We start from the raw sequence: 14,492 nt of genomic DNA, 5'->3' as shown, positions 1-14,492 counted from the left end.
GGAGAACACTCCGGCCGGGCCCTTTGCTGTTCCCCTACCCGCCCCCGCTCCTCAATCGCCGGAGGGGCTTGATTTCGCCGCGCCGCAACCTTCAGCCTCGCCGGCGTTTGAGGCGCGGGGTCTGGGGCGGAGCCCCAGTTCCGGGAAGGGGCGGGGCGGGGAACAAGCCCCGCGCAGCGGATCGGGTACGCAAAAGGGCCGGGCCCCGGGGAAACCCCGGGGCCCGGCCCTCAGCCTGCCGACGGCTACGCGCTCAACGAGCGCGCCCCGCTCAGTTGTCGTCCTCGTCGATCAGAAACCCACGCATCGGCGACGGCGCCTGCTGCATCGGCTGCGGCGCCTGCGGCCGCACCGGCGCCATCGGCTGCGTCATCGCCGGCGACATCTGCTGCTGACCGCCGTACGACGGGGCACCGCCCATGGACGGGTTCCCGCCACCCATCGGCTGACCGCCGTGGTTGCCGCCCATCGTGTGCCCCATGGCACCCGCGCCGGCCGGAGCCAGCGAGGGCGACGGCGGCAGCGACGCGGCGGCCGGGGTGCGCGGCGGAGCCAGCGAGTCGTCCGCCTGGGTCTCCAGCTGACGCAGCTGGCTCTCCAGGTAGGACTTCAGACGCGTCCGGTACTCGCGCTCGAAGCCCCGCAGGTCCTCGACCTTGCGCTCCAGCGTCGCGCGGGCCGACTCCAGCGAGCCCATCGCCACGCGGTGCTTCTCCTGCGCGTCCCGCTCCAGCGCGTCCGCCTTGGCGCGGGCGTCCCGCTCCAGGCCCTCGGCGCGGCTGCGCGCCTCGCCGACGATCTTGTTGGCCTCGGAACGGGCCTCCGCGATCGCCTGGTCGGCGGTCTGCTGGGCCAGGGACAGGACACGGGCGGCGCTGTCGCCACCGGGGCCCTGCTGCTGCATCTGCGGCGGCGGCTGCATCTGCTGCATCTGCTGCTGCGGGTTGTGACCGCCCATGGGACCGCCCATCGGGCCGCCCATGGGGCCACCCTGCATCGGGCCGGGGCCGTGGGGGCCCTGCGGACCGGGGCCGTGCGGGCCCTGGGGGCCGTGACCGCTGGGACCGGCGGGCAGCTGCGGAGCACCACCGGGCAGCTGGGGGGGACCCATCTGCGGGGGCTGCTGCTGGACCGGCGGGCCCGATATGGCGGCGGGCACCGGGGCACCCGGCCGGTCCTGCTGCTCAGGCGGCTTACGCATGCCCTGCTGCTGGTTCTGCGCGGCGGCACGCGTGGCGGCGGCCAGCTTGGCACGCAGGTCCTCGTTCTCACGGAGCAGGCGGGTCAGCTCCGACTCGACCTCGTCGAGGAAGGCATCGACCTCGTCCTCGTCGTAGCCCTCTCGGAGGCGGACCGTCGTGAACTGCTTGTTCCGCACATCCTCGGGAGTCAGCGGCATCTCTTCTTCACCTCTACGTAGTCGTCGGCAGTCGGCAAGACCGTATCGCTCACAGCCTGACCACGATGCTGATCAGGATGGAAACGATGATCATCAGAACGAAGAAGGACAGGTCGAGTGCCACGCCCCCGAGACGCAGCGGCGGGATGAACCGCCGCAGGAGCTTGAGCGGTGGATCGGTGACCGTGTAGGTCGTCTCCAGGACGACCACCATCGGCTTGCCCGGCTGCCATGAACGTGCGAACTGGAAGACGTAGTCCATGACGAGCCGGAAGATCAGCACGATGAGGAAACACATCAACGCGATGTAGACAACACTTTGTGCGACGCCCATCTCTCGCGCTTCCCTCTCCCCTGGCTCTCGTAGCACCGGCCTCTCGGCCGGGTTGTTCCCGGTGTCGTGTTCTCAGCTCTGGTTGAAGAATCCGCCCTCTGCGATGCGGGCCTTGTCCTCCGCCGTGACATCGACGTTAGCAGGCGACAACAGGAACACCTTCTGTGTCACTCGCTCAATGCTGCCATGGAGACCGAAGACGAGTCCCGCGGCAAAGTCGACAAGTCGCTTTGCGTCCGTATCGTCCATCTCCGTGAGATTCATGATCACCGGAGTGCCCTCACGGAAGTGTTCCCCGATGGTACGGGCCTCGTTGTACGTCCTGGGGTGCAGCGTCGTGATCCGGTAGGGCTCGCGCTCGGACACGACCTTGGGCATGATCACCGGTGCGTTCTTCTCCATGTTCGGACGTTCAGGTGTGATGGATGCCACGGGTGCGATCCGGGCGGGTCGCTCACGCTCCGCGGGGATCTGGACCGGCTCCCGCTGCGCCGGCGGCTGGACCGCGCGGACCGGTTCGTCGCGCTCCCGGTCCCGCTCCACCTGATGCGCGGGCTGGTGCCGGCGCCGGTCGCGCTCGGGCTCCGGCTCGGGTTCGAATTCGTCGTCGGGGTCGAACCCCGGGCCGTCGTACCCATCGTCCTCCACGAGGCCGAGGTAGACCGCCATCTTGCGCATCGCGCCGGCCATGCTCTGAGTCCTCCGCTCTGTGGTGGATCGGCATCTGTCACCAAGTGCCCGCGATCCACTCCGGCCTACCCGCCCTGGGCGGTAATGACCATATTTTCTGCTGTGGTCCGACTTGCTTGGCGACGTTACCCGAGCCCGGGGCGGACTCCGAGTACCGCAGTACCGACGCGCACATGTGTCGCTCCGGCCGCGATCGCGTCCTCGAGGTCCGCGCTCATCCCTGCGGAGACCATGTTCGCAGCCGGATGGTTCCCGCGCAGCCGGGATGAGAATTCCATCAGCCGGTCGAACGCGGCCCGTTGCCGCCCGGCGAAGGGGCCGGCGAGCGGCGCGACGGTCATCAGTCCGTCCAGCCGGAGCCCGGGCGCGGCGGCGACCGCGTCCGCCAACTCCTCGATCCCGTCGGGCGCGACGCCCCCGCGGGCTCCCCGCTCGCCGCTCTCCGCGTCGAGCGCGACCTGGATGAGGCAGCCGAGTTCGCGCTCGCGGCGCTCGGCCGCCGTCGAGAGGGCGGTCACCAGCTTCGTACGGTCCACGGACTGCACGACATCGGCATAACCGACCACGGAACGGACCTTGTTGGTCTGCAACTGGCCGACAAAGTGCCAGGAGAGGGACAGGTCCGCGCACTCGGCGGCCTTGGGGGCGGCGTCCTGGTCCCGGTTCTCCGCGACCTGGCGCACACCGAGTCCGTGCAGAATCCGCACATCGCTCGCGGGGTAGGTCTTGGTGACCACGAGCAGGGTCACCTCCTCCCGCTCGCGCCCGGCCGCGACGCAGGCCGAAGCGATCCGTTCCTCCACCCGCGCCAGATTCGCGGCGAGTTGTTCCTTGCGTTCCGTCATGCCCTATCAGTCCAGCCAGACATATCCGGCGAGCCGCCCGGTGGTGCGGTCGCGTCGGTACGAGAAGTGGTCGCCCGATTCCAGGGTGCAGAAGGGCGACGCCTGCCGGTCGGTGACGCCGAGCTCCGCGAGCTGGGCGTGCACTCCGCCGGTGACGTCCACCGCCGGAGTGCCCCAGCTGGTTTCGGACCAGGTGCCCGGCACGCTCGCGGCGACCTCGTCCCGCATCGCCGCCGGCACCTCGTAGCACCGTCCGCAGACGGCCGGCCCGGTCCGGGCGGTGATCCGGGAGACCTCCGCGCCGAGCCGGACCATGGCCGCGACCGCGGCCGGCACGACCCCGGCGACCAGCCCCGGCCGCCCGGCGTGCGCCGCGGCGACGACGCCGGCCTCCGGGTCGGCGAGCAGGACGGGTGTGCAGTCGGCGGTCAGCACGGCGAGCGCGAGTCCGCGCCGCGCGGTGACCACCGCGTCCACGGCGGGAATCTCCGCCGCTTCGCCCCAGGGTCCGTCGACCACGGCCACGTCCCGGCCGTGGACCTGGTTCATCCAGACGACCCGCGCCGGGTCGAGCCCCCGGGCGCGCGCGGCCCGCTCGCGGTTGGCGAGAACGGCGGCGGGGTCGTCACCGACCGCGCCGCCGAGATTGAGCTCCGCGTACGGGGCGGCGCTCACTCCGCCCCACCTGTCGGTGAAGGAGAAATGAGCGCCGCCCCGCGAAAAGACAGAAACCGTCGGGTTCACTGCGTCATGCGGACCTATCACTTCAAGAAGTCCGGTACGTCCAGCTCTTCGGCCTGGGAGTCCGAGTAGGGACGTGCCGGCGGGACGTGCGGCGGCGAGACGACCGGCGGAAGGTGGGTCTCACCCGACACCGGGACCGGCTCGGCCTGCACCGGCGGCTCCTCACGCGGCGGCACCGAACCGAGCCCGCCGGACTGGCGCACCGGCTCGGGCGCGGACCGGACCGGCGTCGGGGCCGGCTCCTCGCGCTTGGCGCTGTTCGCACCGAGGACGTTCTCCCGGCGGGCCGGCGGCTGCCCGCCGTCGAAGCCCGCCGCGATGACGGTGACCCGCACCTCGTCGCCGAGGGCGTCGTCGATGACCGCGCCGAAGATGATGTTCGCCTCCGGGTGGGCCGCCTCGCTCACCAGCTGCGCGGCCTCGTTGATCTCGAAGAGACCGAGGTCGCTGCCGCCGGAGATGGAGAGCAGGACACCGCGGGCGCCGTCGATGGACGCCTCCAGGAGCGGCGAGGAGATCGCCATCTCCGCGGCGGCCACCGCGCGGTCGTCGCCGCGGGCGGAGCCGATGCCCATGAGCGCGGAACCGGCCTCGGACATGACCGACTTGACGTCGGCGAAGTCGAGGTTGATCAGGCCCGGGGTGGTGATGAGGTCGGTGATGCCCTGGACACCCGAGAGCAGGACCTGGTCGGCCGACTTGAACGCGTCGAGCACGCTGACCTGGCGGTCCGAGATGGACAGCAGCCGGTCGTTGGGGATGACGATGAGGGTGTCGACCTCTTCGCGGAGCTCGGCGATGCCGTCCTCCGCCTGATTGGCGCGGCGCCGGCCCTCGAAGGTGAACGGGCGGGTGACCACACCGATCGTCAGGGCGCCGAGCGAGCGCGCGATGTTGGCGACGACGGGTGCGCCACCGGTGCCGGTGCCGCCGCCTTCGCCTGCGGTGACGAAGACCATGTCGGCCCCCTTGAGGACCTCCTCGATCTCCTCACGGTGGTCCTCTGCCGCCTTACGACCGACGGCCGGGTTCGCCCCGGCGCCGAGGCCGCGGGTGAGTTCGCGGCCGACGTCGAGCTTGACGTCGGCGTCGCTCATCAACAGGGCTTGCGCATCCGTGTTGATCGCGATGAACTCGACGCCCTTGAGACCGACCTCGATCATTCGGTTGATGGCATTGACACCACCGCCGCCGACACCGATGACCTTGATGACTGCGAGGTAGTTCTGCGGTGCTGCCACGTCGAAGGCCTCTCGCCTCGAGTTACGTGTCGTCGCTTCGCGGTGATCCCGCCGCGACGACGGATGCCGATTGGGACGGTCCGAACGCCGACCCAAACCCTAACGTTCAAGTTTAGGGTTACCAGTGTGTCTGCTTCATGGACTCTTCCGAACAGGACACTAAGTCGACAAGTGGCGCACGTTCAACGAACACGCCGAACCTCCCGTTTTTCTTTTCACCCTATGTGATCACCCGTAGCGCTGACCAACCAGGGTGCTGGCCAGGCCAAATGTGCGTCAACCGCCCGACACCGCGGGGGCGGTGGGGGCACTCACGTCGAAGTGTCCCGCTTTGGGGGCGGCCTTCATGAGAGCGGTGAGGACTTTCGCCTTCACCGCGCCCGCTCCGCCGCTTCCCCACATCACCGTGCGATCCCCGCTGAGTTCCAGGGAGATGGCGTCGTACGAGTCGACCCGGACGACCCGGGTGTCCTCGGCGATGCCGTCCGGAAGGTCACCCGCGACCCGGACCGCTTCCCGCACCAGCCGGTCACTGCCGAAGCGGCGCAGGCTCGCGGAACGGCCCTTGGCCACTTCCAGCAGAGGCACGTGCCCGGGCGACTTGTCCACCGTCGCGAAGTGGACGCCCTCGTCGTCCACTTCGATAAACTTTCCGCCCTTTTCCACCAACAGGACCGGCTTTCGTTCGGTCACCTTAAGTCCGATCCCGTGCGGCCATGACCGAACGACATCCACCTTGTCGATACGAGGCAACTTCTGGCGCAACCTCTTCTCGATGGCGCCGGTGTCCACGGAGACGAGGGGGGCGTCCATCGGCACCGCCGCGGCGCGCTCCACCTCGGCCGGCGTCAGCACCCCGACACCGGTGATCCTGACCTGTTCGACCCGCAGCCAGGAGGAGCCGTACAGCGCCCAGACGGCGCCGGAGCCGAGCAGCAGCACGGCTCCGGCGATCAGGAGCAGCAGCCGGCGCCGGGAGACGCGGCGCCCCTCGGGGCGTGGCCGCGGCGGCCGGTCCGGGGCGTCCTCCTGCTTCCCTGCACCACGCTGGGCGGTCGTCGGTCCGGCCACGCTCGCTCCTTATGCCGGGCCCGGGGGCCACCGCCCCCGGACCCGTCGGCCTCACGCGTTACGGCGTGCGGCAATCGCCTCGTACACCATGCCGACCAGCAGATCGTCGGCGTCCCGGCGGCCGAACTCGGCGGCGGCCCGAGACATTTCATACAATCGGTGCGGATCAGACAGCACCGGGAGGACGTTGCCCTGCACCCACTCGGGAGTGAGCGCGGCATCGTCCACCAGCACACCGCCGCCGGCGTTGACCACCGGCTGGGCGTTGAGCCGCTGTTCGCCGTTGCCGATGGGCAACGGGACGTAGGCGGCGGGCAGTCCGACGGCGGAGAGTTCGGCGACGGTCATCGCGCCCGCGCGGCAGAGCATCATGTCGGCCGCGGCGTACGCGAGATCCATCCGGTCCACGTACGGTACCGGGATGTAGGGGGGCATCCCGGGCATGTTGTCCACGCGCGGCAATTCGTTCTTCGGGCCGACCACGTGCAGGATCTGGATGCCGGAGCGCTGGAGCAGCGGAGCGACGCGCTGCACCACCTCGTTGAGGTGGCGGGCGCCCTGCGAGCCACCGGAGACCAGCAGCGTCGGCAGGTTGGGGTCGAGGCCGAACGCCGCGCGCGCCTCGGGGCGGACGCGGGCCCGGTCGAGGGTGGCGATGGTGCGGCGGAGCGGGATGCCGATGTAGCGGGCGCCGCGCAGCTTGCTGTCGGGCGTGGAGACGGCGACGCCGTGCGCGTACCGCGAGCCGATCTTGTTGGCCAGGCCGGGGCGGGCGTTGGCCTCGTGGACCACGATCGGGACGCCCGCGCGCTTGGCGGCGAGATAGCCCGGGAGGGCCACGTAACCGCCGAAGCCGACCACGCAGTCGGCCCTGGTGCGTTCCAGGATCTGCTCGGCGGCCTTGATGGTGCCGCGCAGCCGGCCCGGGACGGTGATGAGTTCAGGGGTGGGCTTGCGCGGCAGCGGCACGGCCGGGATCAGCGCCAGTTCGTACCCCCGCTCGGGTACGAGTCTGGTTTCGAGTCCGCGCTCCGTGCCGAGAGCGGTGATCCCCACGCTCGGGTCCTGCCTGCGCAGGGCGTCCGCGAGGGCGAGCGCGGGCTCGATGTGGCCGGCGGTCCCCCCGCCGGCGAGTACGACATGCACCGAATTTCACCGCTCTCCGGACGGCCGCTTCTTGACGCGCCGTCTCATCGTCTTCCATCTCACCCCGGGCCTCCGCACGGCCAGGGCCGCCTTCGCGGCGGGCTCGTCCCGCGCGAACGCGATCAGCAGCCCGACGGCGAACATGGTCGGCAGCAGGGCCGACCCCCCGTAGGAGAACAGCGGGAGCGGGACACCGGCGATCGGCAGCAGGCCGAGCACCGCACCGATGTTGATCACGGCCTGCGCCGTGATCCAGGTGGTCACACCTCCCGCTGCGTACCTCACGAAGGGGTCCTCCGTGCGTCCGGCCACGCGGATACCCGCATAGCCTAGAGCCGCGAAGAGGGCGAGCACCGACAGCGTCCCCGCCAGCCCCAGTTCCTCCCCGGTGATGGCGAAGATGAAGTCGGTGTGCGGTTCGGGAAGTTGGCCCCATTTTTCCACACTCGCGCCGAGGCCGGAACCGAACCATCCGCCCGATGCCAGAGCATAGATGCCGTGCACGGCCTGCCAGCAGGAGCCTCCCGGCCCCGGCTCGCTGGCCCCCATGCAGTCCAGCCTGGACATGCGGTTGGGGCTGGTCTTGATCAGCAGGAAGCCGATGAGCCCGGCGGTGGCGAGCACTCCGGCGAACAGCCGGGTGGGTGCCCCGGCCAGCCAGAGCAGGCCGAACAGGATGGCCGTGAGAATGATCGCAGTGCCCATGTCGCCGCCGAGCATGATGAGCCCGAGCAGCATGAAGGCGACCGGTACCAGCGGCACCAGCATGTGCTTCCACTGGGTCAGCAACCGCTTGTCCTGTTTACGGGCGAGCAGGTCGGCCCCCCACAGCACGAGCGCCAGCTTGCCGAACTCGCTGGGCTGGAGCTGGAAGGGCCCGCCCAGATAGAGCCAGTTGCGGTTGCCGTTGACCGACATCCCTATCCCCGGCACCTGGACCAGGGCCATCAGGAAGACGGCGCCCATGAGCAGCGGGTAGGACAGCGCGCGGTGCAGCCTCACCGGCATCCGGGCGGCGGCCGCCATCAGCCCGGCCCCGATCACGGCGGCCAGGAACTGCTTGCGGAAGAAGTAGGTGCCGGGTTTGCCGAGCTCCAGCGCCTTGATCATCGAGGCGGAGTAGACCATCACCAGGCCGAGCACGGTGATCAGCAGTCCGGCGCCCAGGATCACGTAGTACGCCGTCAGCGGCCGGTCCCAGGCCCGCCGTGCCCGCTCGTACAGTCGCCGTACCCCGCCGCCGCGCGGGCTGCGGGGGCCGCCGGTGCTCCGGGCCCGCACCGCCGCGGGCCGCCGGGCCTTGGCCGCGGGCCTGACCCGCACGCTCTCTTCGGCCGGCATGTCCCTGTCCCCTCCCCCTGCTCGTGCCCGGGGCGCGGCGGCCGGGCCCGTCAGACGCTCTCGGCGGCGCGTGCGCGGACGGCGTCCGCGAATGCCTCGCCCCGCTTGTTGTAGTTGACGAACATGTCCATGGAGGCGCAGGCCGGGGCCATCAGTACGGTGTCACCCGGCCGGGCGAGCCGCGCGGCCTCGCGGACCGCCTCGGACATCGCCCCAGTGTCGGTCCGGTCGAGGTCGACCACGGGTACCTCGGGGGCGTGTCGCGCGAGGGCTTCGCGGATCAGGGCGCGGTCGGCGCCCATGAGCACGACGCCCCGCAGCCGCTTGGCACAGCCGGTCACCAGCTCGTCGAAGGTGGCACCCTTGGCCAGGCCGCCGGCGATCCAGACGATGGAGTCGTAGGCGGCGAGCGAGGCTTCGGCCGCGTGCGTGTTGGTGGCCTTGGAGTCGTCCACGTACGCGACCCCGGCCACGTCCGCGACGTGCTCGATGCGGTGCGGGTCGGGGCGGAAGTTCCGCAGCCCGTCGCGGACGGCGCCGGGTTCGACGCCGAAGGCGCGGGCCAGCGCCGCGGCGGCCAGGGCGTTGGCGATGTTGTGCGGGGCCGGCGGGTTGACGTCGCCGACCTCGGCCAGCTCCTGGGCCTGCTTCTGGCGGTTCTGCACGAACGCCCGGTCGACCAGGATGCCGTCCACCACACCGAGCTGCGAGGGCCCCGGGGTACCGAGGGTGAAGCCGATGGCGCGGCAGCCCTCCTCGACGTCCGCCTCGCGCACCAGGTCCTCGGTGGCCGGGTCGGCCGCGTTGTAGACGCAGGCGACGCGGTTGCCCTCGTAGACCCGGCCCTTGTCGGCGGCGTACGCCTCCATGGAGCCGTGCCAGTCCAGGTGGTCGGGGGCCAGGTTGAGCACGGCGGCGGAGTGGGCGCGCAGCGAGGGCGCCCAGTGCAGCTGGTAGCTGGAGAGTTCGACGGCGAGCACGTCGTACGTCTCCTCGCCCAGGACGGCGTCCAGCAGGGAGACGCCGATGTTGCCGACGGCGGCGGTGCGCAGCCCGGCGGCCTCCAGGATGGAGGCGAGCATCCGTACGGTCGTGGTCTTGCCGTTGGTGCCGGTGACCGCGAGCCAGGGTGCCGGCTCCCGGCCGTCCTGGCCGCGCAGCCGCCAGGCGAGCTCGACGTCGCCCCAGACCGGGACGCCCGCTTCGGCGGCCGCGGCGAACAGCGGCTTGCCGGGCTTCCAGCCGGGGGCGGTGACGACGAGTCCGGTGGACGGGGGCAGGGTGTCGCCGTCGCCGAGGCGCACGGCGATGCCCTGCGCCTCCAGCTCGGCGGCCTGGGCGCGGGAGCGCTCGTCGTCGCCGTCGTTGACCACGGTGACGACGGCGCCGAGACCGTGCAGGACCCGGGCCGCCGGGATTCCGGAGACCCCGAGCCCGGCGACCGTGACGTGCTTGCCCTGCCAGTCCACGTTGCTCACTTCTTGGCTGCCCATCCTGCGTAGAAGAGGCCGAGTCCGACGATCACGCACATGCCCTGGATGATCCAGAAGCGGACCACGACAAGGACTTCGGACCACCCCTTGAGTTCGAAGTGGTGCTGGAGCGGGGCCATGCGGAAGACGCGCTTGCCGGTCATCTTGAACGAGCCGACCTGGATGACGACGGACATCGTGATCATCACGAAGAGGCCGCCGAGGATCGCCATCAGGAATTCGGTGCGGGAGCAGATCGCCAGGCCGGCGAGCGCGCCGCCGAGGGCGAGCGAGCCGGTGTCCCCCATGAAGATCTTGGCCGGCGAGGTGTTCCACCACAGGAAGCCGAAGCAGGAGCCCATCAGCGCGGAGGCCACGACCGCGAGGTCGAGGGGGTCGCGCACTTCGAAACAGGCGCTCGGGTTCGTGAGGGTGGTGGCGTTGGCGCAGGACTCCTGGAACTGCCAGAGCCCGATGAAGGTGTAGGCGCCGAAGACCATCACCGACGCGCCGGTGGCCAGGCCGTCCAGACCGTCCGTCAGGTTCACGCCGTTGGACATGGCGAGGATCATGAACAGCGCCCAGAGGACGAAGAGCACCGGGCCGATCGACCAGCCGAAGTCCTCGACGAACGAGAGCTTGTCGGACGCCGGGGTGTTGCCGCGGGCGTCGGCGAACTGGAGCGAGAGCACCGCGAAGGCGATCCCGACTATCAGCTGGCCGGCCATCTTCGCCTTGGCGCGCAGACCGAGCGAGCGCTGCTTGACGATCTTGATGTAGTCGTCGAGGAAACCGACGAGTCCCATGCCGGCCATCAGGAAGAGGACCAGCACACCGGAGAAGCGCATCTCCTCGCCGGTGATCACCTTCGCCAGGACGTACGCGATGAGCGTCGCCAGGATGAAGGCGATGCCGCCCATCGTGGGCGTGCCCTTCTTGGACCCGTGGGAACGCGGGCCGTCGTCGCGGATGAACTGCCCGTATCCCTTGCGGGCCAGGAGCTTGATCAGCAGCGGCGTGCCGACCAGGGTCAGGAAGAGCCCGATGGCTCCAGCGAAGAGGATCTGCCTCATCGGCCCGCGACCTCGCCCTCGGTCGCGTTCTCCAGCAGTGCTGTGACGACCTGCTCAAGGCCGACCGACCGGGACGCCTTCACCAGCACCACGTCTCCCGGGCGCAGTTCCCTGCGCAACAGGTCGACGGCAGCCTGTGCGTCGGACACGTGCACCGACTCCTCACCCCACGAACCCTCGTTGTATGCGCCCAGTTGCAGCCAGGAGGCTTCTCTGCCCCCGACCGCGACGAGCTTGCTGACGTTGAGCCGGACGGCGAGCCGTCCGACCGCGTCGTGCTCGGCGAGCGAGGCGTCGCCGAGCTCGGCCATCAGGCCGAGCACCGCCCACGTACGACGCCCCTTCCCCATGGCGGCCAGCGCGCGGAGCGCTGCCTTCATGGATTCGGGGTTGGCGTTGTAGGCGTCATTGACGAACGTCACGCCGTCCGGACGCTCGGTGACCTCCATGCGCCAGCGGGAGAGGGTGCCCGCCTCGGAGAGCCCTTCGGCGATCTCGTCTGCGGACAGGCCCAGCTCATGGGCGACGGCGGCCGCGGCGAGCGCGTTCGACACGTGGTGCTCACCGTACAGGCGCATGGTCACCTCGCTGCACCCGGTGGGTGTGTGGAGGCGGAACGCGGGGCGTCCGTCGTCGGTGAGGTGGACGTCTTCGCCCCGTACGTCCGCATCCGCGCCCTCGCCGAAGAGGACGACGCGGGCCTTGGTACGGGAGGACATGGCGCGTACGAGAGGGTCGTCGGCGTTGAGCACGGCGATGCCGTCCTCGGGGAGCGACTCGACCATCTCGCCCTTGGCCTGGGCGATTTGCTCCTTGCCGCCGAACTCACCGATGTGCGCGCTGCCGACGTTGAGGACGAGGCCGATGCGCGGCGGGACGAGTCCGGTGAGGTAGCGGATGTCCCCGATGTAGCGGGCGCCCATTTCGAGGACCAGGTGCCTGGTCTCGTCGGTGGCGCGCAGCGCGGTGAGCGGCAGGCCGATCTCGTTGTTGAGGTTGCCCTCCGGGTAGACGGTGGGCCCCTTGCGCTCCAGGAGTTGGGCGATGAGGTCCTTGGTGGAGGTCTTGCCCGCGGAGCCGGTGAGGGCGACGACGGTGGCGCCGAGGCGGCCGACGACGGCGCGGGAGAGCGCGCCGAGGGCGGCCACGACGTCGTCCACGACGATCGCGGGCACGCCGACGGGGCGGGTGGCCAGGACGAGGGCCGCGCCCGCCGCGACGGCGCGCTCGGCGTAGTCGTGGCCGTCGGCCCGTTCGCCGGCGAAGGCGACGAAGAGGCTGCCGGGGGTCACCTTGCGGGAGTCGATGACGACGGGCCCGCTGACGGTTGCCGACGGATCCGGTATGTCGTGCGTCTGCCCGCCGACGATTTCGGCGATCTCGGCGAGGGAAAGGGCGATCACTTGGTCATCCCTGACTGTTGTTCTCGTGGTGGGAGGCACGGGGTCCGGCGCCTTCGTGCTCCAGGGAGCGCTCGATGGCCTCGCGCAGGACGACCCGGTCGTCGAAGGGGCGGACGACACCGTGGACGTCCTGGCCCTGCTCGTGGCCCTTGCCGGCGACGAGCACGGTGTCGCCGGGCTCGGCCCGGGCCACCGCGGCGGCGACGGCCGCGGCGCGGTCGGCGTCGACCAGGACGTCGCCGCGCTCGTGGACGGGCACCTCGGCGGCGCCCGCGAGCATGGCCGCGAGGATGCCGAGAGGGTCCTCGGAGCGGGGGTTGTCGGAGGTCAGTACGGCGGTGTCGGCGAGCCGGGCCGCCGCCGCGCCCATCGGGGCGCGCTTGGTGGTGTCGCGGTCGCCGCCGCAGCCGAGGACGATGTGCAGCCGGCCCTTGGTGACCTTGCGCAGGGACCGCAGCACGGATTCCACGGCGTCGGTCTTGTGCGCGTAGTCGACCAGGGCGAGGTAGGGCTGTCCGGCGTCGATCCGCTCCAGCCGGCCGGGCACCCCGGGCACGGTCGCGATGCCGTCCGCCGCGGTCTGCGGGTCGATGCCGGCGACGGCGAGGGCCACGATCGCGGCCAGGGTGTTGGCGACGTTGAACGGGCCGGGCAGCGGGGCCTTGGCGGTGGCCCGCTCGCCGTTCGGCCCGACGACGGTGAAGGTGGAGCCGAGCTGGCCGACGACGACGTCCTCGGCGCGCCAGTCGGCGTCCGGGTGACCCTCGGCGGAGAAGGTCGTGATGGGCACCGTCGCCTCGGTGACGAGCCGTCGGCCGTACTCGTCGTCGTAGTTGACGACGCCCCGTTTGCTGCGGCGCGGGGTGAACAGCCGGGCCTTGGCCTGGAAGTAGTCCTCCATGCCGGAGTGGAACTCCATGTGCTCCGGGCTGAGGTTGTTGAAGACGGCGACGTCGAAGACGCAGCCGTCGACCCGGCCGAGGACCAGCGCGTGGCTGGAGACCTCCATGGTGACGGCGTCGGCGCCGCGTTCGCGCATGACGGCGAACAGTGCCTGGAGATCGGTGGCTTCGGGCGTGGTGCGCTCGGACTTGATGCGCTCGTCGCCGATCCGCATCTCCACGGTGCCGATGAGCCCGGAGGTGCGTCCGGCGCCGCGGAAGCCGCCCTCGACCAGGTAGGCGGTGGTGGTCTTGCCGGAGGTGCCGGTGATGCCGACCTGGAGGAGGCCGGTGCCGGGGTGGCCGTAGATCTCGGCGGCGAGTTCGCCCATCCGGCCGCGCGGGTCCTCGGTGACCAGGACCGGCACGCCGGTGGCCCGGGCGCGGTCGGCGCCGGAGGGGTCGGTGAGGATGGCCGCGGCGCCGAGACCGGCCGCCTGGGTGGCGAAGTCGGCGCCGTGCAGGCGGGCGCCCGGCAGGGCCGCGTACAGGTCTCCGGGGCGCACCGCCCGGGAGTCGTGGGTGATGCCGGTGATGTCGCCGGTGCCCGGCGGTTCCAGTCCCAGCCGCTCTGCCAGCGTGACCAGGGAGGTGGGCCGCAGGCGGTCCGGGCGAGGCGCTCCCGGGTAGTTCACAGGCGCGTCCTTCTGGGTCGTTCGGGGCTGTTCGGCGTGGGGCACGGCGGTGAGCGTACCGGGCTCACCCGGCCTCTCGCGAAGTGAGGGGCCCGCGGATCGGACGTCCTCGTTCCGGTTCCCGGGGTCGGGGGTGATGGTTGTCACTGGTGGTCTC

Annotated in this window: 13 protein-coding genes; all 13 read right to left on the bottom strand. The window is 70.9% G+C overall.

Features of this window, described 5'->3' with window-relative positions; genetic code table 11:
- Window positions 1-271: 271 nt before the first annotated feature.
- On the bottom strand, window positions 272-1,399 hold the full coding sequence (locus tag OG867_RS24590; RefSeq protein ID WP_018104461.1) for a DivIVA domain-containing protein: 1,128 nt from the start codon (window positions 1,397-1,399) through the stop codon (window positions 272-274).
- Between the two features lie 49 nt (window positions 1,400-1,448).
- Window positions 1,449-1,733 (bottom strand): YggT family protein, encoded by a 285-nt coding sequence (locus tag OG867_RS24585; RefSeq protein WP_018104460.1) that lies wholly within the window; start codon window positions 1,731-1,733, stop codon window positions 1,449-1,451.
- Between the two features lie 72 nt (window positions 1,734-1,805).
- A complete protein-coding gene (locus OG867_RS24580; protein WP_018104459.1) occupies window positions 1,806-2,423 on the bottom strand; it encodes a cell division protein SepF in 618 nt (205 codons plus the stop codon).
- Between the two features lie 125 nt (window positions 2,424-2,548).
- Entirely contained in the window at window positions 2,549-3,268 is a 720-nt protein-coding gene (locus OG867_RS24575) for a YggS family pyridoxal phosphate-dependent enzyme (RefSeq protein WP_406288507.1), read from the bottom strand.
- A gap of 6 nt (window positions 3,269-3,274) precedes the next feature.
- Window positions 3,275-4,033 carry a peptidoglycan editing factor PgeF gene (gene pgeF, locus OG867_RS24570; protein WP_406288504.1) on the bottom strand — a complete coding sequence of 253 codons (759 nt, stop codon included), beginning with the start codon at window positions 4,031-4,033 and terminating at the stop codon, window positions 3,275-3,277.
- Complete coding sequence (gene ftsZ, locus OG867_RS24565) at window positions 4,030-5,253, bottom strand: cell division protein FtsZ (RefSeq protein ID WP_328899754.1); 1,224 nt, start codon at window positions 5,251-5,253, stop codon at window positions 4,030-4,032. The genes pgeF and ftsZ overlap by 4 nt, the downstream gene beginning before the upstream one ends.
- A 276-nt stretch (window positions 5,254-5,529) precedes the next feature.
- Window positions 5,530-6,324, bottom strand: coding sequence for a cell division protein FtsQ/DivIB (locus tag OG867_RS24560; RefSeq protein WP_406288502.1), 795 nt, complete (start codon window positions 6,322-6,324; stop codon window positions 5,530-5,532).
- A gap of 51 nt (window positions 6,325-6,375) precedes the next feature.
- Window positions 6,376-7,470 carry an undecaprenyldiphospho-muramoylpentapeptide beta-N-acetylglucosaminyltransferase gene (gene murG / locus OG867_RS24555; RefSeq protein ID WP_328899756.1) on the bottom strand — a complete coding sequence of 365 codons (1,095 nt, stop codon included), beginning with the start codon at window positions 7,468-7,470 and terminating at the stop codon, window positions 6,376-6,378.
- 6 nt (window positions 7,471-7,476) lie between these two features.
- Window positions 7,477-8,811: a putative lipid II flippase FtsW gene (gene ftsW, locus OG867_RS24550; protein ID WP_406288499.1), complete on the bottom strand. Its 1,335-nt coding sequence runs from the start codon at window positions 8,809-8,811 to the stop codon at window positions 7,477-7,479.
- A gap of 50 nt (window positions 8,812-8,861) precedes the next feature.
- The gene (gene murD / locus OG867_RS24545) at window positions 8,862-10,289 is read right to left on the bottom strand and encodes a UDP-N-acetylmuramoyl-L-alanine--D-glutamate ligase (protein ID WP_328904291.1); all 1,428 of its coding nucleotides are present in this window, start codon (window positions 10,287-10,289) and stop codon (window positions 8,862-8,864) included.
- Window positions 10,286-11,356 (bottom strand): phospho-N-acetylmuramoyl-pentapeptide-transferase, encoded by a 1,071-nt coding sequence (gene mraY, locus OG867_RS24540; protein ID WP_328899758.1) that lies wholly within the window; start codon window positions 11,354-11,356, stop codon window positions 10,286-10,288. The genes murD and mraY overlap by 4 nt, the downstream gene beginning before the upstream one ends.
- A complete protein-coding gene (murF, locus tag OG867_RS24535; RefSeq protein ID WP_328899759.1) occupies window positions 11,353-12,759 on the bottom strand; it encodes a UDP-N-acetylmuramoyl-tripeptide--D-alanyl-D-alanine ligase in 1,407 nt (468 codons plus the stop codon). The genes mraY and murF overlap by 4 nt, the downstream gene beginning before the upstream one ends.
- Before the next feature lie 4 nt (window positions 12,760-12,763).
- On the bottom strand, window positions 12,764-14,482 hold the full coding sequence (locus OG867_RS24530; protein ID WP_328899760.1) for a UDP-N-acetylmuramoyl-L-alanyl-D-glutamate--2,6-diaminopimelate ligase: 1,719 nt from the start codon (window positions 14,480-14,482) through the stop codon (window positions 12,764-12,766).
- Window positions 14,483-14,492 lie beyond the last annotated feature (10 nt).

The organism is Streptomyces sp. NBC_00209 (assembly GCF_045206345.1).
Taxonomy (GTDB): domain Bacteria; phylum Actinomycetota; class Actinomycetes; order Streptomycetales; family Streptomycetaceae; genus Streptomyces.
This window is presented reverse-complemented; position numbering and strand designations above follow the sequence as displayed.